The following is a 20975-nucleotide window of genomic DNA, read 5'->3' on the forward strand; positions in this document are numbered from 1 at the left end:
GGAGTTAAGGAGTAGGGGCATTCCTCTACTCCTTTTTGTATTTTTTTCGGTACTGTAGCGGGGTGTGCCCGGTAAGATGCTTGAATACACGACCAAAGTGAGCAATGCTGTCAAAGCCCGTTTTTTCAGCAATGGAGGTTACTTTCCAGCTCGTTTCTCTCAAATACGCACGAGCCTGCTGCACCCGCACATCCTGAAGATATTCTACTAAAGTAAAACCTGTTGTCTGCTTGAAAATACGGCACAAATACGTGCTGCTAATATAAAAATGCTCAGCCAGCTGATCTAGCGACAGGCTCTCGTCATAATGAGCATGCAGGTATGCAATGACCGAGTACACGCGCTGCTGCTTTTCGCTACGTTCCGGTGCAATGGTATCGGCAGTGGCCGATTGTATGCGCCGGATGCGGATAAGGAGCTGGAGTAGCAAGCTTTGGAGATATAGTTGGCGGTAGGCATGTTCTTGGTGGTATTCATCTAGCATTTGCCGGAATAGATGCTCCAGCTCGCATTGTTCTTCCGCGGAGGGGCGAAGCAGAAAGCTTTTTTCTGGCAGAAGAAGCTGGTTCTGATCGCTGGAGGGAGAGACATTCATTGACGAGGCTGCAAATTCTTCATCAAAGTTAATCAAAATCCGTTCATGGCTACCACTACCCTTGTTACTCGTACGGTGAAAATCATGTTTGCTGATCCAAATCAGATCGCCCTTCTGGAGCGCGTATACCCGCTGATTAATGTAGTAGTAGCGCTCTCCTGCCAGCAAATAATAGATTTCGTGCGCTTGGTGGACATGGTCGGCAGACATGCTGAATGGCACCTTCCGCAGTGCTTGCTCGATGGCAAAACGGGGTGTAGCGATCATATCGATAGTCTCCTTTAATAAAAAATGCATAAGGATAATATATGTACACTTTACGGGAAAAATCATAATAAAAGCGAAGATTTTGCTCTTTCTTATACTATAAAATAAAAGCAATTCATGTAAAGGGTGTGAACCAATTGGCTAAAATCAAATATGCACTTGTGGGTACTGGAGGAAGAGCCGAATTTTTTTACGGTGAAGTTGTTACCGTTTTCAAAGATACCTCGGAGCTGATCGCGTTCTGTGACGTCAATCAGACGAGAATGGATTATGCCAATCGGCTGTTGCAGGAGAAATACGAGCATGAGCCGATTCCGACCTATAAAGCTCACGAGTTTGATCGGATGATCGCGGAGACGAAGCCAGATATCGTCATTGTCACGACCATTGACCGGGTGCATCATCGGTATATTATCCGGGCGATGGAGCTGGGCTGTGATGTCATTTCCGAGAAGCCGATGACGGTGGATGAAGATAAATGCCAAGACATTTTGGATGCCATAGACCGCACGGGACGGAAACTGCGCGTCACCTTTAACTACCGCTATGCACCACACAATACGAAAATCCGTGAGGTCATCATGGACGGAACGCTCGGAGAGGTGCTGTCGGTCAATTTCGAATGGCTGCTGAATACACAGCATGGCGCCGATTATTTCCGTCGGTGGCACCGGGACAAGCGCAATAGCGGCGGTCTGCTGGTGCATAAATCGACGCATCATTTTGATCTGATGAACTTTTGGCTTGGCTCAAAACCGGAGACGGTGTATGCGATGGGGGATCTGAAATTTTACGGACGGGAAAATGCGGAGCAGCGTGGCGTGACGGAGTTTTATCAACGGGCTTACGGCAGCAAGGCAGCGAAAAATGACCCCTTTGCGCTACATCTGGACCGTAACGAACATCTAAAAAGCATGTATCTGGATGCTGAGCATGAGGATGGCTATGTGCGGGATCAAAGCGTATTTGGCGACAATATCAGCATTGAAGATACGCTGAGTGTCATGGTGAAGTATCAGAACAAGACGGTGATGAACTATTCACTGAATGCTTACATGCCTTGGGAGGGCTTTATCATCGTATTTAACGGCACGACGGGACGGATGGAGGTTCGGGTATCCGAGCAATCCTATGTTAATTCCGGCGGCAGCAAGGCAGATGAGGGTGCACTAAAAGAGAAGACCATCACCATCTATCCCCACTTTGCAGCACCTTATGAGGTCGAAGTGGAGGAAGGCCAGGGGGGGCATGGCGGAGGAGATCCAGTTATGCTGCGTGATATTTTTGATAAGCCAGCAGAGGATCGGTTTCATCGTGCGGCCTCACATATCGACGGTGCATGGTCCATTTTAACAGGCATCGCCGCCAACCGTTCTATGCGTACAGGTCAGCCGGTGAAGGTGGAGGAACTGGTGCGCTTGTAATGAGCAGTAAATTTAATACCGAAAAGCCCCCTCTAACTAGATGAATAGAGGGGGCTTTTGGGTTGTATTTATATATAGAATGCACCTTACATCTTACGGCACTTTATTTTATTATTTATCGGCAGTCAGTTCCCGGGTTCCCAGCTGTTGTACAGGACGATGGTTATCGGGGAAAATGGCAGCAAACTGGTTGATTTGGTCTGCGGACATTTCAATAGGCTGCTCCAGCACTGTCCAATTGACATGTTCTGTGCATGGCGGGGTAGTCAGCGATCCGTTGTAACGAACGGAGTGCAGGTCTTTTGGCAGCAGCGTAGCGAGATTTATTTCTTCATCCAGAGCTGCTTCTTGGGAAATATCTTTCGGCAGTTTGGACCAGATGCGGTTGAAAGCCTTGTTTTCTTTGCCACTTTGGATAAGGACCCCTAAGACTGCTGTGCTTCCGTTGTCGCTTTGATGGACAAAATGAAGCTCCATTTCAGCATTTTTACCATCTATTTGGTGTTCGCTCGGGTGATGAAAATGAAACTGCTTTAAAGTGAATTTAGTACCGTCCAGCACGATGTTATTGTTGGCATCGGCAACACTGATTTGCACAGTGTGCCCATTATTTAAAATGGATGCTTTCGTATTGGTGTAATGAACTTGCAGAGGTTGCTGCGTTTGCGATGCTTCAAGATGGGTATGCTCTATATTGACAGGAGATTGTTCGTGGCCGTTACCACAAGCAACAAAATCTTTTTCCAGCTCTCCCCAATGCTCGGGTCCCTCTTCTCCTGCATAGGACCAGTGTGGGCCTTTCTGAACAACTGCATGAGCGTTGTTAGCCGATGAGGATGAAGTGCTGGTGGTACTAGAAATGGCGGGCTGTGAATTGCATCCTGTTACCGACACGACCAAGATAATGGCAAATATGCTGAACAGGCAACCTTTCCAGTTTTTTTTCATGTTTCTTTATCCTTCTTCCAAATAGAGTATGTGAAACTTTTTACATTGTAAATTATTGTACAAAGTTCCTACAAGGGTCCAAGGACTTAGAAAGAAGCGTTTTTCGATTAAATAGTTTTAAGTTAGATTTATATTTGTCCTTTTTGGGCAAAAATTACTATAATAATGAAGTGTGCATTACAAAATAATTCCATATCTAATTAAAGGAGAGATCTACATGAAAGCAGCAATTGTTACAAAAGACAAGAAAGTCAGTGTAGAAGAGAAACCTTTACGCTCCCTGAAGCATGGGGAAGCGTTAGTCCAAGTCGAATACTGTGGAGTTTGCCACACAGATTTACATGTGAAAAATGCAGATTTCGGTGATGTCACAGGCAGAGTTCTGGGGCATGAAGGTATTGGAAAAGTCATTGAATTAGGCGAAGGAGTAACCAGTCTTAAGATTGGTGATCGCGTAAGTATTGCCTGGATGTTTGAAAGCTGCGGTCACTGCGAATATTGCCTAACCGGGCGGGAAACGCTGTGTCGTGAAGTTAAAAATGCCGGATATACGGTAGACGGTGCAATGGCAGAGCAATGTATTGTCACAGCTGACTACGCGGTCAAAGTACCAGATAGTCTTGACCCTGCCGCTGCAAGTAGTGTAACTTGCGCAGGGGTTACAACATATAAAGCAGTTAAAGTAAGTGAAATCAAACCAGGACAATGGATCGGTATCTTCGGCATTGGCGGCTTGGGTAACCTGGCTGTGCAATACGCCAAAAATGTATTCAATGCTAAAGTTGTAGCCTTTGACATTAGTGATGAAAAACTAGAACTGGCTAAACAAATTGGTGCTGACTATATCGTTAACAGCATGAAAGAAGATCCGGTCGCCCGAGCTAAGGAGTTAACAAACGGTGCTGGTCTGGACGCAACCGTGGTTACTGCTGTTGCCAAAACACCTTTCAACCAGGCCATCGACGTTGTAAAGGCTGGCGCGCGTGTTGTAGCTGTAGGTCTTCCAACTGATAAGATGGATCTGGACATTCCACGTCTGGTTCTGGACGGCATTCAAGTTATTGGCTCCTTGGTCGGCACTCGTGAAGACCTTAAAGAAGCGTTCCAGTTCGCTGCAGAAGGTAAAGTCGTCCCTCTTGTACAAAAACGTCCGATCGAAGACATTAATGAGATCTTCGAGGAGATGGAGCAGGGCAAAATCCAAGGACGCATGGTCATCGATTTCACAAATTAAAATGATGTCCAATTCGTAACCCTTGGAATTCGGAGAGAGAAGCGCCTGCTGATGTATTGCAGGCGCTCTTTTTGGCTTTACAGCTTATTCAGAATGTTATCTTCCAAAACCGCAGACTTATCCCCGTATTCTTTAATAATATGTCTTTCTCCCCAAGCACAAAGAGAATCTAAAATGCCTTTCAGACTACATCCATATTCACTAAGCTCGTACTCCACTTTGGGTGGAACCTGATTATAGCTAATCCGATTGACAATGCCGTCTTCCTCTAATTCACGAAGCTGCTGAGTCAGCATTTTTTGTGTTATGGAAGGCATCATCCGTTTTAATTCGCTTGTCCGCATCTTTCCATGTGTCAAATGACACAGAATCACGCATTTCCATTTCCCGCCGATCACCTCTAACGTCGCCTCAACAGAGATGTTGTATTTTTTCTTCCCCAATGCAGATCCCCCCATGTGTATCACTTCTGTTATACATACCTTAACAGCCTGTTTTAATCAAAAAGAACTTTATCTAGGGTACTTTTTAGTACCTATATCACTAAAAAGTACGTACTGTTCATATTTGCTTGAATAACTCATAATAACATCTGCTGGTCGAAGATTTCTATAGATAGGAGTGAAAAACATGTCGCCAGAATCAAAACGAAGTATCTGGCCATTACTGGCTCTAGCCGTAAGCGCCTTTGCGATTGGAACAACCGAGTTCATCAGCGTGGGACTACTTCCCCTGATTGCTGAAGACTTGCATATATCTGTAACGATGTCTGCACTAACTGTAACGCTATATGCATTAGGGGTTACCATCGGGGCACCTGTCTTGACTTCATTAACATCAAGTGTTCCCCGTAAAACGTTGCTGCTGTGGATCATGATTATATTTATTGCAGGTAATAGCCTCGCTGCGGTCTCTAGCGGAATTGCCTTGCTGCTGATTGCACGTGTGATCTCAGCGTTCGCCCATGGGGTGTTCATGTCTATCGGTTCCACCATTGCGGCCGATCTTGTGCCGGATGATCGGCGAGCGAGTGCTATTTCCATTATGTTCTCCGGGTTGACCGTAGCCACAGTCACAGGTGTACCTTTGGGTACCTACATTGGGCAGCAATGGGGTTGGCGGGCTGCATTTATGGCGATTGTGGTCGTCGGTGTAGTGGCACTCATCGCCAATCTGATTCTGCTGCCATCTACGCTGCGCAAAGGGAACAAGACTCCTTTCCGCGAGCAGGTCAAACTGGTTACCAATGGTCGCTTGCTACTCGCATTTATCATTACAGCTTTGGGGTATGGAGGCACATTTGTGGTGTTTACTTATTTATCTCCATTACTTCACGACATAACCGGATTTCAACAAAGTACGGTAACGTTTATACTTTTGCTGTATGGAATTGCGATTGCCATCGGGAATGTTATTGGCGGAAAAGCAGCCAACCGCAAGCCGCTTTCAGCTTTGTTTTACATGTTTTTGATTCAAGCAGTGATCCTTTTTCTCCTGTTGTTCACGGCACCTTTTAAAACGGCAGGACTGATTACGATCTTCTTTATGGGATTGCTTGCGTTTATGAACGTGCCCGGGCTACAGGTATATGTAGTCATGTTGGCCGAAAGGTTTGCACCCAAAGCTGTCGATGTTGCCTCTGCTGTTAATATTGCAGCTTTCAACGCAGGGATAGCCATCGGAGCTTATGTAGGCGGGATTGTAACGGATTCACTCGGTCTCATTCATACGGCCTGGATCGGGAGCATTATGGTTTTCGTTGCGGTTCTGCTCACAGGTTGGAGTCGTATGCTCGAAAAAAGGGATACAACCACCATTACAGGTTAAAGCTTTTAAAAAATAGAGAGGAAGATACAAAATGACACAAAACTTACAAAGCACAACATTGTTAAACAATGGAGTTCACATGCCTTGGTTTGGCATTGGGGTATTTAAAGTGGAAGAAGGTTCGGAGCTGGTCGATGCTATAAAGGCTGCTGTAAAGCATGGCTACCGCAGTATAGATACAGCTGCAATCTATGCGAATGAAAGCAGTGTAGGGCAGGCTATTCAGGAAGCCCTTCAGGAAAATAATCTGTCCAGAGAAGATCTGTTCGTCACGTCCAAAGTGTGGAATGCAGATTTAGGCTATGAAGAGACACGAGCAGCTTATGAAGCCAGTCTGGACAAGCTGGGTCTGGAATATCTGGATCTATATCTGATTCATTGGCCAGTTCAAGGAAAGTATAAAGAAGCTTGGAGAGCGTTGGAATCCTTGTATAAAGAAGGACGGATTAAGGCGATTGGAGTCAGCAACTTCCAGATTCATCATTTGGAAGATCTCATGAAGGATGCTGAAATTAAGCCAATGATCAATCAAGTGGAGTTCCATCCACAATTAACCCAAGCCGAGCTGTTGCAATTCTGTCAAAAGAACGACATTCAAATGGAAGCCTGGTCCCCGTTAATGCAAGGCCAATTGCTCGATCATCCGGTACTGCAAGACATAGCGACCAAGTATGGCAAATCGGTGGCGCAAGTGATTTTACGCTGGGATGTGCAGCAGGGAGTTGTCACCATTCCCAAGTCTACCAAGGCGCATCGGATCGTCGAAAATGCCGACATTTTTGACTTCGAACTGACGCGCGAGGATATGGATCGAATTCAGGCGTTAAATGCCGATCTTCGAGTAGGTCCAGATCCGGATAACTTTGATTTTTAAAATTACGTTCATTATGATACGCCGTTTCCTTCTTCAGAAGGGACGGCGTTTTGTGCATGATGGGTCTGGAGCCACAGCAATCCAATCCCGCCATATGGTATTATAGGGTTATGTGAAAAGAGACGTTTTGGAAGCATATGAATATGAAAAATCTCCGGGGGACTTCATGAATAAGACGATTGCAGATATAGCCCAAATGGCTGGTGTATCCAAGAGCACGGTATCCCGTTTTTTGAACGGCGGGTCTGTCAGCGTGGATACGAAACGTAAAATTGAAAAAGTGGTTAAAGCCACGGGGTATGTGCCCAATGCCTTTGCCCAGAGTCTTAAGGCGAAGCGGACCAACATTATCGGCACCGTTGTGCCGCGTCTGGATTCTTTTGCGACATCCCATACGTTGATGGGGATTGATGAGGAGCTGCGTTCTCAGCATTATCAGATGCTGATCTCCAATACGAGCCAGGATGTACAGCGTGAAATTGAAGCTATTTATGAGCTGGGCCGACAAAAGATTTCGGGTATCATTTTGCTGGCTGCTCAAATCACAGACGACCATCTGACCGCGATTCGTGACATCGGTATTCCGGTGTTGCTGGTGGGCCAGCAGCACGAGCAGCTTCATAGCCTTATCCATGATGACTATCGTGCAGGATATGATATCGGCACGTACGTTTTGTCACAGGGACACCGCGAAATTGCCTACGTTGGTGTTACTGAAAAGGATGTTGCCGTCGGTGTGCAGCGCAAGGAGGGCTTTAGGCAGGCTGTTCGCGATGCATTGCCTGCTGAGTCTCATACGGACGATGCGATGCGAGCAGCAGGGTATGATATCAGATACTATGAGACCGGATTTAAAATGTCCGATGCACGGATTGCTGCATCCGCCATTTTGGACCATTTCAAGCCATCGTTAATGGTGTGTGCTACGGATAATATCGCGCTGGGCGTAATCAATGCGGCTTATTCCAGAGGGATTGTCATTCCGTCGGATTTGTCGGTAACTGGCTTTGGGGGATACGATATTACGGAGGTCATTCACCCTGCCCTGACAACCGTTCAATATCCGTATATGGAGGCTGGACGTGTAGCAGCGCAAAATATTATGCGGCTGGTAGAACATAAATCGGTAGAAAAAGTGACGGTCATGAATTATTCCCTTATCGAAAGAGAAAGCGTTGACAAACGCTGAACAAGTGGATTATAATTTCTTCGAAACCGGTTCCATAGCATTCGGGCACAAATGGAATCGGTTGCAAATCCATGGATGAGTATATTTTTTTAATCGCATGGGAACCGGTTCCGATAGAATGTTTTTTTCATTGATTTGGAACCGGTTCCTGAAGCGAAAGTTTTAATAAAAATGAGGTACACCTATGAAAATGACAAGAGAACAAAAGTATCGAATGATCGAGCAGGCAGAGCCCGGTGAAATAGCCAGCTTGGAGGAGAAAGTGGAGCAATGTCACTGGCGGCAGGCGTTTCATATCCAGCCACCGACAGGTTTGCTCAATGACCCCAATGGCTTTTCATATTACCAAGGTGAATACCACTTATTTTATCAGTGGTTTCCGCTCGGAACGGATCATGGGATGAAATACTGGTATCATCTGAAATCCAAAGATTTGGTCACATGGAATAGTGCGGGCATTGGTATTGCACCTGGGGATTATTTTGATTCGCATGGGGCTTATTCGGGCAGCGCACTGGAGCATGAGGGCAAGTTATATATGCTGTATACGGGAAATGCACGAGATGAAGATTGGATCAGACATCCTTATCAATGCATGGCTGTTATGGACGATAAAGGTCACATTACTAAATGGGAGCACCCCGTTATTTCCAATGTGCCAGAAGGGTATACAGACCATTTTCGTGATCCCAAGCTATGGAAAGACGGCGATAGCTTTTACTGTGTGATTGGTGCCCAGAGAACGAATTTAACAGGCTGCGCCGTCCTCTACCGATCAACCGACCTTCGTACGTGGCAGTTCGAGGGAGAATTGTGCACAGGCCTGGAATCGTTTGGCTACATGTGGGAATGTCCAGATTATTTTGAACTGAACGAAGCGGGGGTCTTGATCTTTTCTCCTCAGGGCTTGGAGCCTTCTGGGGATGAAAATCACAATATTTATCAATCGGGCTATGTAATCGGCAAGCCGTTGGATACCGGGACAAGAAGACTGGAGCACGGTGCATTCCACGAGCTCGATAGAGGCTTTGACTTCTATGCGCCACAGACGATGATTGACCCACAGGGGCGGCGTATTATGGTGGCATGGATGGGCCTGCCGGATATCGAATATCCCACAGATCCGAACGGATGGGCTCATTGTCTGACATTACCAAGGGAGCTTACGCTTCATGAGGGCAAACTCTTGCAGCGGCCGATCCCTGAGCTAACTACGCTACGTAGAAATCGTGAGGATCGGGTAGCTGACACGTTATTCTCAGAGAGCAAAACCTATGAAGGATTTACAGGTACGGCCTATGAGCTGATCTGTGAGGTAGATCTTTTGAGCGCTAAGGTGTTTGGTATTGAATTCCGTGCGAGTGAGACTGAGAAAACGGTGATTAAATATAATGCCGTCAGCCGCAAACTAATATTGGACCGTTCGCAATCAGGTGAGCCTGTAGCCACTTCGTATGGTGAGGTACGGCAGTGTTCATGGGATAAAGATCATATCAAACTACATTTGTTTGTAGATACGTCTTCAGTTGAGATTTTCGTCAATGATGGGGAAGAGGTGTTCACCAGTCGTATTTTTCCGCATCCAGAGAGTGACGAAATACGCTTTTTTGCCGACAAGGGAGAGGCTCTCTTCCAGGCGGTAAAATGGGATTTTACATGAGTAGGCTAAAACATCAAGTGGTTCGTTAATCATCAAACATAACGGAATGAACGAGAGGATGAACATCATGGCGGAAAACAGAGAAATAGCTAAAGAAGTGATCCAGGCAATCGGTGGGCAAGAAAATATTGCATCTTTTGCTCATTGTGCGACGCGCTTGCGAATTATGGTGCATGACAAGGAGAAGATTGATCAGAAAAAAGTTGAGGAGATCGACAAGGTCAAGGGTGCTTTTTTCAATTCCGGGCAATATCAGATTATTTTTGGTACGGGTACGGTAAATCGAATTTTTGAAGAGGTCGAAAAGCTTGGCGTAACCGGTTCATCTAAAGAAGAGGTGAAGAGTCAGGCGAAAAAAGAAGGAAACGTCTTCCAACGCTCCATCCGTACCTTTGGCGATGTGTTTGTACCGATTATTCCTGTACTGGTTGCTACGGGGCTGTTCATGGGGCTACGTGGCTTGCTCACTCAGCCGCAAATTCTCGCTCTACTCGGCATGACGCCACAGGACATTTCACCCAATTTTCTATTATACACACAAGTATTAACGGATACGGCCTTTGCTTTTCTGCCAGCGTTAGTCGCATGGTCAGCCTTTAGAGTATTTGGTGGCAGTCCAGTGCTGGGTATCGTTCTTGGTCTGATGCTGGTAAACCCGGCCTTGCCCAACGCTTATAGTGTTGCGGACGGCTCAGCTCACCCGTTGACGATGTTCGGATTCATTCCTGTGGTGGGCTATCAAGGCTCAGTATTGCCAGCTTTCTTCGTGGGCTTGATCGGAGCCAAGCTGGAGCGGGCGCTGCGCAAACGGGTGCCTGAAGCGCTAGATCTGATTCTTACACCGTTTTTAACACTGTTAATCATGATCACTTTGGGATTGTTTGCCATCGGTCCGATTTTCCATTCACTCGAAGAATGGGTGCTGCACGGAACAACGTTTGTGCTGGATTTACCTTTCGGTATTGCAGGGATTGTCATCGGTTTCTTGCATCAGATTATCGTCGTTACAGGTGTGCATCATATATTTAATTTCTTGGAGATTCAACTGCTTGAAAAGAACGGCGTAAACGCCTTTAACGCCATCATTACCTGCGCTATGGCTGCTCAAGGTGCTGCCTGTCTGGCGGTTGGACTGAAAACGAAGAATAGCAAGCTGAAAGCGTTAGCACTTCCTTCCTCGTTGTCTGCTTTTCTAGGGATTACGGAGCCGGCTATTTTCGGGGTCAACCTGAGATACATGAAGCCTTTTGTCATGGGCCTCATCGGTGGTGCGGTTGGCGGTTTTATCGCTTCGGTCTTCCATTTGGCGGCTACAGGTATGGCAGTTACGGTCATTCCGGGCACGTTGCTCTACATGAATCATCAGCTTCCGCTTTACATTTTGGCGAACTTGGCTGCTATGGTGGTAGCATTTGTCCTGACCTGGATGTTTGGCTATAACGATAAAATGTTGGAAGAGGTCAAAACAGCGGGTTCCTCCAATTAACACCACCCAAGTAATGCGAATACACGCAGATTTATACGCGTAAGCATAAATATGATGGTCGTTCTACATGGAACGCTCTTGGTCCCTAGTGAAAAAGGGCTACTAGAGCAGGGTTCCAGGTGGAGCGACCATTTTTATTAACTAAGGATTTTGCAAAATCCTGAACTATGAAATTCCGCTCCAGATCATCAAACTAAACGATTGAGGAACGTTCATCCAGAAATTCGGACGGCGAGCATCCTGTCAACCGTTTGAAGATTCGATGAAAATAGGAAACATCACTATATCCCACATACTCCGAAATTTCACGAATCGTTAGCCGGGACTCGGTCAGCATGTAGATGGCGGTTTTAATACGTTGTGTATGTACATGCTCACTGATCGTTTGGCGTGTTACCTCACGCAGCAGCGTCGCGGCATAATTGGGGGTTTTACGGATGGCGTCGCCAAGCTCCTCCTTGGTTACCTTTTCCCGGTAATGGTTCTGGATATACTGTTTCATATGTTCTACATGTCGCTCTCGATCGCAAGAAATGGCGCCTTTGTCCCATTCCTGATTCATATATATCATGGCCTCGGTCAGCAGACAGTCAGCCATCATGGTGTAGTAGCTAGGGTGTTCAGTCCATTGAAAGTACATCGATTTGATCCGTTCATGCAGCATATCGTAGCATCCAGGTTTGATCAACAACGGCTTGTCAGTATTCAGTATGGGAAGTGTGCTGTTCGTACATGTTTTGCGACAATGTATCACATACTTGGTATGAAAAAGCGTAGGAATGCTCTTGCCATAGTAATCCAGATGACCGGGTAAAAGCAGTGTTTCACCCTTACCGAGAATGAATTTGCAATCGTTCACCCAATATACACATTTGCCAAAGGTGACCAAAATGAACAGTAAGTCATCGTTGTCGCTATTTGCACTAGCCTTTTCATACCAGTCCACACCGTTGTCCTGCCGTATATCCACCAATGTAATCACGAAACTCACTCCCCGATGTCTTCAATATTCATTATACTGTAGTACATTCATCATACTATAGTTCATAGTCTTGGTGCACGGGTACAGGTAGAATAGAGCCATATAAGTTTAATGTAGATAGAGAAGCAAAGTGGAATAGAAAACCATACAGTAAAGACATTCAGGAGGATGACATTACTATGCTTAAAACGAAAATTATTTGTACTATGGGACCTGCCTGTGACTCCATTCATTTGTTAAAAGAAATGATTCAGGCTGGTATGACTGTAGCCCGCTTGAATATGGCTCACGGTGAACTGGAAGATCACGTTAAACGTATCGAAAATGTGCGGCAGGCTGCGAAGGAAATGAATACCTTTATACCTGTCATGATGGATATTAAAGGACCAGAAATACGGATTGGCAAGCTGAGAGAGGCATCTTGTCTGTTGAAACCAGGTAGCCAGCTCATTCTGACCACAGAAGAGATTCTAGGGGACGAGCATCGTATTTCAGTGAATTACCCGGATATGCCGAAGGACATCAAACCAGGCGACCGCATTCTCATTGACGACGGTTTGGTTGATCTGACTGTAACCTCCATCGAGGGTACGGAAATGATTTGTAATATTGTAAGCGGCGGTATTTTGAAGCCGAGAAAAGGTGTAAACCTGCCAGGGATTCATACAACCCTTCCAGGCGTGACGGAGCGAGATGTGAGGCACATCCAATTTGGGGTGGAGCAGCGCGTTGAGCTTATTGCGGCTTCTTTTGTGCGTAAAGGCGACGATATCCGTGAAATCCGTGAGATTTTGAAGGGACATCATGCTGAGCATGTACAAATTTATTCCAAAATCGAAAATGCTGAAGGCATGGAAAACCTGGATGATATTATCGAAGCTTCCGATGGCATTATGGTAGCCCGTGGCGATCTGGGCGTCGAAGTGCCGATTCAAGATGTGCCTGTGATGCAAAAAGAAATGATAGACAAGTGTAATCTGGTCGGCAAGCCCGTTATCGTAGCTACCCACATGCTGGAATCCATGCAGGTGAACCCACGTCCGACGAGAGCCGAAGTTAGTGACGTGTTTAATGCTGTTATGCAAGGAGCCGATGTTGTTATGCTGTCGGGCGAATCTGCTGCAGGTAAATATCCTGTCGAGTCTGTACGGACCATGGCCGCTGTAGCTGCCAGAGCAGAATCACAATTCGATTATCAGGAGCAGTTCGATAAGCGCAGAGCACGTCAAAGCACCAACATTACGGAAGTGATTAGTCAGGGAGCGGTGAGTTCGTCCCTGGAACTGGATGCGAAAGCGATTATTACGTCGACTGCCAGCGGATTCACGGCACGTATGGTATCCAAATATCGTCCGAAGGCACCTATTATTGCGGTTACTCCGAATAACACGGTATTCGCTAAAATTTGCCTGTTATCCGGTGTGTTCCCGATCAAAGGGGATAAAGTAGCTACAACGGATGAAATGTTCGAATCCTCCATCCGTAACGCGCTGAATGCAGGTTATATCCATAAAGGGGATACTGTAGTTCTGTCGGCAGGTGTTCCAGTCGCTGAGGCAGGTACTACGAACTTGATCCGAGTATATCAAGTGTAAGTTAAAACAAAATATAGACAAGCCAAAAGGCGCTCATCCCATCGGGGAGCGCCTTTTTGACATGAATTCGGAAGCACCTCTGAGGGGTCATGGACTACGGCGTAAAGCGGGCCAAGTGTGTCACTGCTTACAGCCCGAACACACTTTTAGCAACGACCTGTGTCAATTCTGCCTTATGGGCTTCGTATTGCTCAGGCGTAATGCTCTTATTGGCCAGTCGTTGATCCAACTGCTCCGTTAACTGAGCTACCTGTAAATCAACAACAGCCTGTGCGTCCTGTTTATTGGATTGTGCAATATCTGCCAAGGTTTGACCGTTATATAACGCATCATACAATTGCTCATCCGAGGATGCGCCCAGTGTTTTCAAAAGTTCATCATCCTTGGAAGCTTCATTATCCTGTACCTGAGGGGCTCTCTCTGGAGCCAGTGTAGCAGCATTAGCCCGACTTCCCCAAGTAGAAGACTGCCCAATAGATAACGCCAGCAACAGTGTACAGATGACCATAATTCGTTTTCGATTCATAAGTGTAAATCTCCTTTGTGTTTCATTCAATTTCTGACAGGGTGGAGTTTTATATGGATATCCAACGGGAGTAATGTTTATGCCTTTAGCCGATCCGGCTTATGTAGTTACCAGATTCTAATATACATCATACACACCCAATCTTAGCGCCAGCTTAATACTCGTTTAAAATAAACTAAAAGAGGAGGATGTAAACAGGTAACAGCAAAAAAATTTCACCGATGCTCGTAGGAGGGCTCGTACGATGGATGTGATCTATCCTTCGGTCCCTATTTTTTTCTTTGACCAGATTTTTCGTATCCCATGCATACAGAGCAGCAGGAGAGGCAGAAAAAGGCCCATAGATAAGGAAAAAGGTGTCCATATTTTTGCATCCCAGGATTGCTGGTATGGGACATTTGGGTATATGATCACCGACATGACGATCAGGATCATTCCGATAGGGAAGATCAGCGGACGATCATCTTTTAGATTAAAGATTTGGCTAATGGCTATCATAATCGATTGCATATACAGAGCCAGCCTGAAAAAGAGCGAAATAAACCACATAGCGGCCATGATCGCTTCAATACGCTGAAGAAAATTTCCAATGTTTATTTTTTGGGCTAATGAATAGCTCGGATACATACTTCTTGCTGTTAATTCATGGCCGAAAACCAAAACGGCCAATACAATGACCACAACCAGAATCAACCCGCCAATCAGTCCCCCTGTTAAAAAAGCCCTGCGCGCTTGATCGGGCTGATCGACAAACGGAAAAATCATTAGAAAAACAATATGGGTCAGAAACGCAATACTAATAAAGGACAAGGCGGCAGACCAAACGGGTCCGCCTCCCTTCTCCAGCATCGGTTGGGCGTTCTCCAGTTTGATATTGGATACGACTAAAATGACAAAAGCTGTATACAGCAAAATGAACAAGGGAAACAATAGTTCAGCAGAACGGGCTACCGTTTCCAGTCCCAGGCGCACGCCCATCAATACAATGAGCGCAAAGAGGATGTTGACCGCTTGCATCGGCGTTTCCGGCATCATTTGAGTAGTCAAAAAATTCCCCGAATCATACAACACCGCAGCAGGACCCCCCAGAAAAAACATAACCATAAACAGCAGAGCAACAGACTTCCCCAACCACTTGCCCAAAAGGGTCTCCATGATTTCAATCAGGGTCATCTGTGGATACAGGATGGTAATCGTGTTGTACAGCCATATCAACAGCAGCCCGGAGCCCACTCCGACGAGTGCTGCGATCCATGCATCCTGTTTAGCAGTGGCGGCCATAACGGAAGGGATGACGAGGATTGCAGTGCCGATTGTAAATAATATCGTTAAGATCAACAATTGCCGTGTGGAGATTTTAACTTGCTTAGGCACCATCTTCACCTCTATCTTCACGTTTATCATCCGGCTTGTTATTCTTCTTTGTCCCCAACCTTTTCAGGGCATGTATACTGAGCAGCAGTAAGGGAAGAAACAACCCGATTGATAGTGAATAAGGAACCCACGTCTTTGTATCATAGATTTGTTGATATGGGACATTGGGATACACGATGACGGACATGATGACTAAAATCATCCCGAGAGGAAGCACCAGTTGCCGGTCGTTTTTCAAACGAAAGATTTGGGCTATTGCTGTCACAGTAGTGTGCATGTACAGCGTGATTCTGAAAAAGAGTGAAATAAACCACATGGTAGCCATAATTGCTTCGATACGCTGTAAAAAATTGCCGATGTTAATTTTTTTGGCTAACGCATAGCTAGGATAAATATTTCTTGCCGTTAAATCAGGACCTAATACAAAAACTGCCAGTGCAACCACCACGACCAACATTAATCCGCCAATTAGGCTGCCTATGAAAAAAGCTTTACGGGTTTGATCGGAACGATTTACAGAAGCCGGGAAGATCATGAGCAGAATAATATGAGGTATAAACACAGTGCTAACAAAGGACAGGGCAGCAGGCCAAATAGGTCCCAATCCCGCCTCTAATACAGGTTGAATGTTTTCTAATTTAATATTGGACACCACTAAACCTGTAAAAGAAATATAAAGAAGAGTAAATAACGGAAACATCAGTTCGGCAGAACGGACCAGCACTTCCAGGCCCAGCCGAACAGCCAACAATATAATAAGCGCAAAAAGGATATTTACCGCTAGAATTGGTGTTTCTGGTATCATTTGAGTAGTCATAAAATTCCCTAAATAAAATAAAACGGGAGCGGGAGCATTGATGAAAAGTGTGGTGAAAAACAGAAGACCGACGGCTTTGCCTAACCATTTTCCGAGCAGGGTTTCCATAATCCCAATCAGAGTCATCTCTGGATACAGAGCTGCAATCTTGCTGTACAAATACAAGACAAGGAGCCCGGCCCCGACCCCGACGAGCGCGGCAATCCACGCATCTTGTTTGGCTACCAACGCCATGCCTGAAGGAATGATGAGGATTGCACTCCCGATCGTAAATAGAGCCGTTAATATCATAATTTGGCGTGCTGAGATTTTGATCTGTGCGGGCACCTATTTCACCTCGTCTTATTTTATTAGACCGATATGGGTCAGGAAATCACTGAAAGGTCTATATACCGCTGTTATCCAATCCAGAGGAGTTGGAATAAGCCAGTTTAATGCCTTGGCGCAGCAAATTCCGACGGCAAAAAGGAGAAGGATGGAGAATAACCAAAGCTCTTTTTTTAACCCCTTTTTCCACATGTAGGGGACCTCGATCAAGCTGATTGCAGCAGCGGTTAGTAATATGCCCAGAACTTTCACCATATGAGATAGCATCTTGGGAAACACCTTCTTTTGTAGGGTAAGGTTCTATACAGGAGCCAGATCCCCCGCCGTATCTGACAAGGGATTTACTCCTTAATATCATTCAAAAATGAGCTGCCAATCGTGCCCAAGCGCCGAATCTTGAAATTGACCTTGATATTTACGGGTAATTCTGCAAAGTGCTCATAATCCCAATTTTTTTTAATGGATTTCCAGGTTCTCGGGTCAGCGCGGTGAATGGCTTCACCGAATCCGAAAATGTCAGCTTTGTATGATTTTTGAGCTTTTCTGACAGCCATTTTCATAATCTCTTCTATCTTTTCTTCCTCTTTCTTCTCAATGTCATAAATCGTCCCCACCTGGGTCAGATCCAGGTCATTACACTCGACTTCTCCCACGTTGGCCTCAACCTGCATTTTTATATTGACCTGGGGCTCCCCCCTATAAACGTTCCCTTTTATAGTTGTTTGGGTACGAATGATTTCCGAAACGACTTTGCCGCCTCTGGGGCAAGCTACAAAGCCGACAGAGCTCTGCACTTTGCCGCGGATGAAATTGTAGCCTCTACTTTCAGTTTCATTTAACCACCCGATTAATCGATCTTTTCTAAATACAGCAAGTCCGGAATACTGTAATCGGGCGGATGGGGCGATCTCTTGCACATTGCCGCTTGTTTCTCCCGTTTCTTTATTGCCAACGATTCGGAGTCCTGTCAAGACAGGCTGCATTCCTTCACTGGTGAGTGCTGATACCAATTCATCCAAAGTTACTGTCGTACTGGGTGACCAGTTTTTTTGTGATGTTTCCAGAGAGGAGAAAAGGTCGTTTGCGGGAATCGGATCTAAAGGTGTCATAATTTTTAACGTATCCTCCGCACTAGTGCCCTTGGACACTACAATATAAAAATCGGTTCGGAACTGATGATATCTGGAGAGTAAATCTAAAGATTTCGCCATTCCTTCGGTGGCCATCGATTCACCGATTACACATATACGCAGATGAGAAAAATACATTCTCCGGGGGCTAATCGTTGTTATTTTTCGGATCGCTTCAAATATGGTATCGGCTTCTTCTGTATACAAGGTGGCTGGAGCACCACCGCCTGCTCCTTTTTTGGCCGATGCTTTTCCAGGATCCACCACTTGGAGAGAGACCCGGAATTGATCTCCTTGTTTATCAATCCCCATACCAACGGCGATGGCAAGTTCATTCAACTCCCTGCGATTCCAACAGCCCGTCAGAAGTAAAACGAGTGCAAGAATCAGGCACAGAATCGCTATCTTCCGCTTCATGATTATCCACTCCTTTCCGACTGTTTCTCTTTTCTTTTATTCCCTTGATTTGCGAGGTGGAGCGCTGTTTCGACGTTTGACATTCTTCTGATCGACTAACCGTGGACGTGAAGTCATCATCCAGTGAGGAAACCGAAATATGGTGTCTTTGGTGTCCGTCGGTATTAGAGGTGCAAAAGGAGTCATATAGGGAACACCGAACGAACGAAGGCTGCACATATGCAGGACCAGGGCAATGCCTCCAACGATAATCCCGAACAGCCCAAAGGAAGCGGCAAGTCCCATCAAGGGGAACCGCAGCATACGAAAAGCGATGGACATATTATAGGCAGGGAGAACAAAGCTTGAAATCGCCGTAATCGATACGACAATAACCATTGCTGCAGATATGATGCCCGCCTCGACGGCAGCTTGCCCGATGACGAGTGTGCCTACGATAGAGACGGCTGCCCCGATGTACTTCGGCATACGAACTCCAGCTTCCCGCAATATTTCAAAAGTTAATTCCATCATGAGTGCTTCGATAAAGGCGGGGAAGGGAACGGCCTCCCGCTGTGCTGCCAGACCGATCAGCAGTGAGGTCGGCAGCATTTCCTGATGAAACGTAGTGATGGCAATATATAGGGACGGACCTAACAGGGAGATAAAAACTCCGGTGTAACGAAGAACCCGGATGAAGCTGCTGATGTCCGCACGCTGATAATAATCCTCCGCCGCATGCAGGAAGGAAACAAACAGCGCAGGTACGACAAGCACAAACGGGGTCCCATCCACCAGGATCGCGATTTTTCCTTCCAACAGCTCGGCGGCGATGACGTCTGGACGTTCGGAGTTATATACTGTTGGAAAAGGGGTGAAAGTTTCGTCCTGGATTAACTCCTCGATATAACCGCTTTCGAGAATGCCGTCTACATCAATGCGATTCAATCGCTCATGCACTTCCTCGACCAATTTAGGGTTCACGATCCCTTTGATATACATGACAGCGACTTCGGTCTGGGTTACACGACCGATTTGTTTGGTTTCCAGCCACAAATTCGGATCTTTAATCTTACGCCGAATCAATGCCGTATTCGTGCGCAGTGTCTCAGAAAATCCTTCCCGCGGCCCACGGACGACATTTTCCGAGGCAGGCTCGGTGACACCGCGATCCTTCCATCCACGTGCGCTGGCTACTATTCCCTGTGTCTCACCGTCAATCAAAATGACAGCATCCCCGGACAACAGCGCGTTATATAAGGTTTCAAAGTCGATAATCTCCCGGATGCTTCCGATGGTTAGGGCATAATCTTTCAATACTTGCATGACACTAGAGGAGTTCTGGAGCCTGTACTCTACGTCTCTGGACAAGCTACTATCCAGCATCATCGATTCCATAATGAAGTCGGAGACTATATTTTTGTCCGCCAAACCGTCCGTATAGAGAATTGCAATGAGCTGGTCACCATCTTTGCCGATACGAATTTCTCTTATGATGATGTCAGTGCTGTTACCGAGTGCTTGTCTGATTTGCTGAAGATTGCTTCCGATATTCGCACTGAGCTGCTCTCCTGAATGCTCAGACTTACTTTCGCTGTGCTGGACTGGCGGCTTTTTAACTTTGTTAGGGGGGGTTCTTTTCCGAAAACGCATGAACGTTCTCCCTCTCTTTGAGGATACTTTTTAATCCAGTATGGACGCAGGGGTCTCCAGATAAACTTACTGCTGAAATTTCGATGGGGGAGATACAGATATGAAAAAAACCTCCTTCACAAAAGTGAAAGAGGTTTTAGACATCTACAACCATTACAATTTAGGGTTTTTCCCATACTTATTGTCGCCAGGCTGACTGTCTTGGCATGTGAATACAATCAAAATAATTGACCCTACCAGAGGAATCAGAGCGATTAGAATCCACCATCCGCTTCTGCCTGTATCATGCAGTCTACGGGCCAGGACGGCCAAGGATGGCAGCAGGACAGCCAAAGAATAAATGTAAGTCAATATCGGTGATAAGCCAACAAGACTATCGATCAGACTGATTACAAAGCTAACGATTACACTAAATAGGATAAACATCCAATACTCTGTACGTCTTGCTCTACCTTGGAATCCTACATAGTTTTTTAATGCATTTAAATACCATTGCATATATTTTTCACCTCCTTATAAAATCTAAACGGTTCTTTACAGTATCCGTAAAATTGTCCTTTTAGGTATATCGGCAGGAAACATATAAAATTTTACTTGTAAAATTATAACTTTAAACTAGAAATTTACGCAATACATTTATTAATGTTAATAATTCGATGAATAATTTATAA

19 protein-coding genes are annotated in these 20975 nt (G+C 45.7%); 8 read left to right on the top strand and 11 right to left on the bottom strand.

What is annotated here, in order from left to right; translation table 11 throughout:
• Positions 1–25: 25 nt before the first annotated feature.
• Positions 26–862: an AraC family transcriptional regulator gene (locus MKY24_RS01515; RefSeq protein WP_068938343.1), complete on the bottom strand. Its 837-nt coding sequence runs from the start codon at positions 860–862 to the stop codon at positions 26–28.
• A 137-nt stretch (positions 863–999) separates the two neighbouring features.
• Here MKY24_RS01515 and MKY24_RS01520 point away from each other — a divergent pair, with 137 nt between their 5' ends.
• Positions 1000–2286, top strand: a complete 1287-nt coding sequence (locus MKY24_RS01520) for a Gfo/Idh/MocA family oxidoreductase (protein WP_023986587.1) — start codon at positions 1000–1002, stop codon at positions 2284–2286.
• 111 nt (positions 2287–2397) lie between these two features.
• On the opposite strand, the gene MKY24_RS01525 is transcribed toward MKY24_RS01520, so the two are convergent.
• Positions 2398–3234: a carbonic anhydrase family protein gene (locus MKY24_RS01525; RefSeq protein ID WP_023986588.1), complete on the bottom strand. Its 837-nt coding sequence runs from the start codon at positions 3232–3234 to the stop codon at positions 2398–2400.
• 217 nt (positions 3235–3451) lie between these two features.
• Between MKY24_RS01525 and adhP the strand changes: the two genes are divergently transcribed.
• A complete protein-coding gene (adhP, locus tag MKY24_RS01530) occupies positions 3452–4468 on the top strand; it encodes an alcohol dehydrogenase AdhP (protein WP_023986589.1) in 1017 nt (338 codons plus the stop codon).
• Between the two features lie 77 nt (positions 4469–4545).
• On the opposite strand, the gene MKY24_RS01535 is transcribed toward adhP, so the two are convergent.
• Entirely contained in the window at positions 4546–4911 is a 366-nt protein-coding gene (locus MKY24_RS01535) for a helix-turn-helix domain-containing protein (protein ID WP_013308345.1), read from the bottom strand.
• 187 nt (positions 4912–5098) lie between these two features.
• Between MKY24_RS01535 and MKY24_RS01540 the strand changes: the two genes are divergently transcribed.
• The 5 genes from MKY24_RS01540 (at position 5099) to MKY24_RS01560 (ending at position 11504) form a co-directional block, all read left to right on the top strand.
• Positions 5099–6295, top strand: a complete 1197-nt coding sequence (locus tag MKY24_RS01540) for an MFS transporter (protein WP_023986590.1) — start codon at positions 5099–5101, stop codon at positions 6293–6295.
• A 31-nt stretch (positions 6296–6326) separates the two neighbouring features.
• Positions 6327–7169: an aldo/keto reductase gene (locus tag MKY24_RS01545; protein ID WP_023986591.1), complete on the top strand. Its 843-nt coding sequence runs from the start codon at positions 6327–6329 to the stop codon at positions 7167–7169.
• 166 nt (positions 7170–7335) lie between these two features.
• Positions 7336–8358 (top strand): LacI family DNA-binding transcriptional regulator, encoded by a 1023-nt coding sequence (locus tag MKY24_RS01550; protein ID WP_023986592.1) that lies wholly within the window; start codon positions 7336–7338, stop codon positions 8356–8358.
• Positions 8359–8542: 184 nt separating this feature from the next.
• Positions 8543–10018: a sucrose-6-phosphate hydrolase gene (locus MKY24_RS01555; RefSeq protein WP_339201282.1), complete on the top strand. Its 1476-nt coding sequence runs from the start codon at positions 8543–8545 to the stop codon at positions 10016–10018.
• A gap of 67 nt (positions 10019–10085) precedes the next feature.
• Positions 10086–11504 (top strand): sucrose-specific PTS transporter subunit IIBC, encoded by a 1419-nt coding sequence (locus tag MKY24_RS01560; RefSeq protein WP_013308350.1) that lies wholly within the window; start codon positions 10086–10088, stop codon positions 11502–11504.
• A gap of 193 nt (positions 11505–11697) precedes the next feature.
• Here the strand turns inward: MKY24_RS01560 and MKY24_RS01565 are convergent, their stop codons facing one another.
• Positions 11698–12486: an AraC family transcriptional regulator gene (locus MKY24_RS01565; protein WP_023986597.1), complete on the bottom strand. Its 789-nt coding sequence runs from the start codon at positions 12484–12486 to the stop codon at positions 11698–11700.
• 179 nt (positions 12487–12665) lie between these two features.
• Between MKY24_RS01565 and pyk the strand changes: the two genes are divergently transcribed.
• Positions 12666–14081, top strand: a complete 1416-nt coding sequence (gene pyk / locus MKY24_RS01570) for a pyruvate kinase (protein WP_023986598.1) — start codon at positions 12666–12668, stop codon at positions 14079–14081.
• A gap of 127 nt (positions 14082–14208) precedes the next feature.
• Here the strand turns inward: pyk and MKY24_RS01575 are convergent, their stop codons facing one another.
• The 7 genes from MKY24_RS01575 to MKY24_RS01605 form a co-directional block, all read right to left on the bottom strand.
• Entirely contained in the window at positions 14209–14607 is a 399-nt protein-coding gene (locus MKY24_RS01575; protein ID WP_023986599.1) for a hypothetical protein, read from the bottom strand.
• A 255-nt stretch (positions 14608–14862) separates the two neighbouring features.
• Positions 14863–15984 carry an endospore germination permease gene (locus MKY24_RS01580; RefSeq protein WP_254349149.1) on the bottom strand — a complete coding sequence of 374 codons (1122 nt, stop codon included), beginning with the start codon at positions 15982–15984 and terminating at the stop codon, positions 14863–14865.
• Positions 15974–17125 (bottom strand): endospore germination permease, encoded by a 1152-nt coding sequence (locus MKY24_RS01585; RefSeq protein WP_023986601.1) that lies wholly within the window; start codon positions 17123–17125, stop codon positions 15974–15976. The genes MKY24_RS01580 and MKY24_RS01585 overlap by 11 nt, the downstream gene beginning before the upstream one ends.
• Positions 17126–17140: 15 nt before the next feature.
• The gene (locus tag MKY24_RS01590; RefSeq protein ID WP_023986602.1) at positions 17141–17392 is read right to left on the bottom strand and encodes a hypothetical protein; all 252 of its coding nucleotides are present in this window, start codon (positions 17390–17392) and stop codon (positions 17141–17143) included.
• A 74-nt stretch (positions 17393–17466) separates the two neighbouring features.
• Positions 17467–18672, bottom strand: coding sequence for a Ger(x)C family spore germination protein (locus MKY24_RS01595; protein WP_023986603.1), 1206 nt, complete (start codon positions 18670–18672; stop codon positions 17467–17469).
• A gap of 36 nt (positions 18673–18708) precedes the next feature.
• Complete coding sequence (locus MKY24_RS01600; protein ID WP_069080547.1) at positions 18709–20304, bottom strand: spore germination protein; 1596 nt, start codon at positions 20302–20304, stop codon at positions 18709–18711.
• Between the two features lie 153 nt (positions 20305–20457).
• Complete coding sequence (locus MKY24_RS01605; RefSeq protein ID WP_023986605.1) at positions 20458–20802, bottom strand: DUF805 domain-containing protein; 345 nt, start codon at positions 20800–20802, stop codon at positions 20458–20460.
• Between the last annotated feature and the right edge of the window lie 173 nt (positions 20803–20975).

The sequence above is a fragment of the Paenibacillus sp. FSL P2-0322 genome, from assembly GCF_037975315.1.
Lineage (GTDB): Bacteria > Bacillota > Bacilli > Paenibacillales > Paenibacillaceae > Paenibacillus > Paenibacillus polymyxa_B.

Coding starts and splice junctions, on each gene's coding strand:
- MKY24_RS01560 (WP_013308350.1), top strand. CDS start 10,086: ATGGCGGAAAACAGAGAAATAGCTAAAGAAGTGATCCAGGCAATCGGT.
- MKY24_RS01555 (WP_339201282.1), top strand. CDS start 8,543: ATGAAAATGACAAGAGAACAAAAGTATCGAATGATCGAGCAGGCAGAG.
- MKY24_RS01525 (WP_023986588.1), bottom strand. CDS start 3,234: ATGAAAAAAAACTGGAAAGGTTGCCTGTTCAGCATATTTGCCATTATC.
- MKY24_RS01515 (WP_068938343.1), bottom strand. CDS start 862: ATGATCGCTACACCCCGTTTTGCCATCGAGCAAGCACTGCGGAAGGTG.
- MKY24_RS01580 (WP_254349149.1), bottom strand. CDS start 15,984: ATGGTGCCTAAGCAAGTTAAAATCTCCACACGGCAATTGTTGATCTTA.
- MKY24_RS01590 (WP_023986602.1), bottom strand. CDS start 17,392: ATGCTATCTCATATGGTGAAAGTTCTGGGCATATTACTAACCGCTGCT.
- MKY24_RS01605 (WP_023986605.1), bottom strand. CDS start 20,802: ATGCAATGGTATTTAAATGCATTAAAAAACTATGTAGGATTCCAAGGT.
- MKY24_RS01600 (WP_069080547.1), bottom strand. CDS start 20,304: ATGCGTTTTCGGAAAAGAACCCCCCCTAACAAAGTTAAAAAGCCGCCA.
- pyk (WP_023986598.1), top strand. CDS start 12,666: ATGCTTAAAACGAAAATTATTTGTACTATGGGACCTGCCTGTGACTCC.
- MKY24_RS01595 (WP_023986603.1), bottom strand. CDS start 18,672: ATGAAGCGGAAGATAGCGATTCTGTGCCTGATTCTTGCACTCGTTTTA.
- MKY24_RS01550 (WP_023986592.1), top strand. CDS start 7,336: ATGAATAAGACGATTGCAGATATAGCCCAAATGGCTGGTGTATCCAAG.
- MKY24_RS01575 (WP_023986599.1), bottom strand. CDS start 14,607: ATGAATCGAAAACGAATTATGGTCATCTGTACACTGTTGCTGGCGTTA.
- adhP (WP_023986589.1), top strand. CDS start 3,452: ATGAAAGCAGCAATTGTTACAAAAGACAAGAAAGTCAGTGTAGAAGAG.
- MKY24_RS01540 (WP_023986590.1), top strand. CDS start 5,099: ATGTCGCCAGAATCAAAACGAAGTATCTGGCCATTACTGGCTCTAGCC.
- MKY24_RS01545 (WP_023986591.1), top strand. CDS start 6,327: ATGACACAAAACTTACAAAGCACAACATTGTTAAACAATGGAGTTCAC.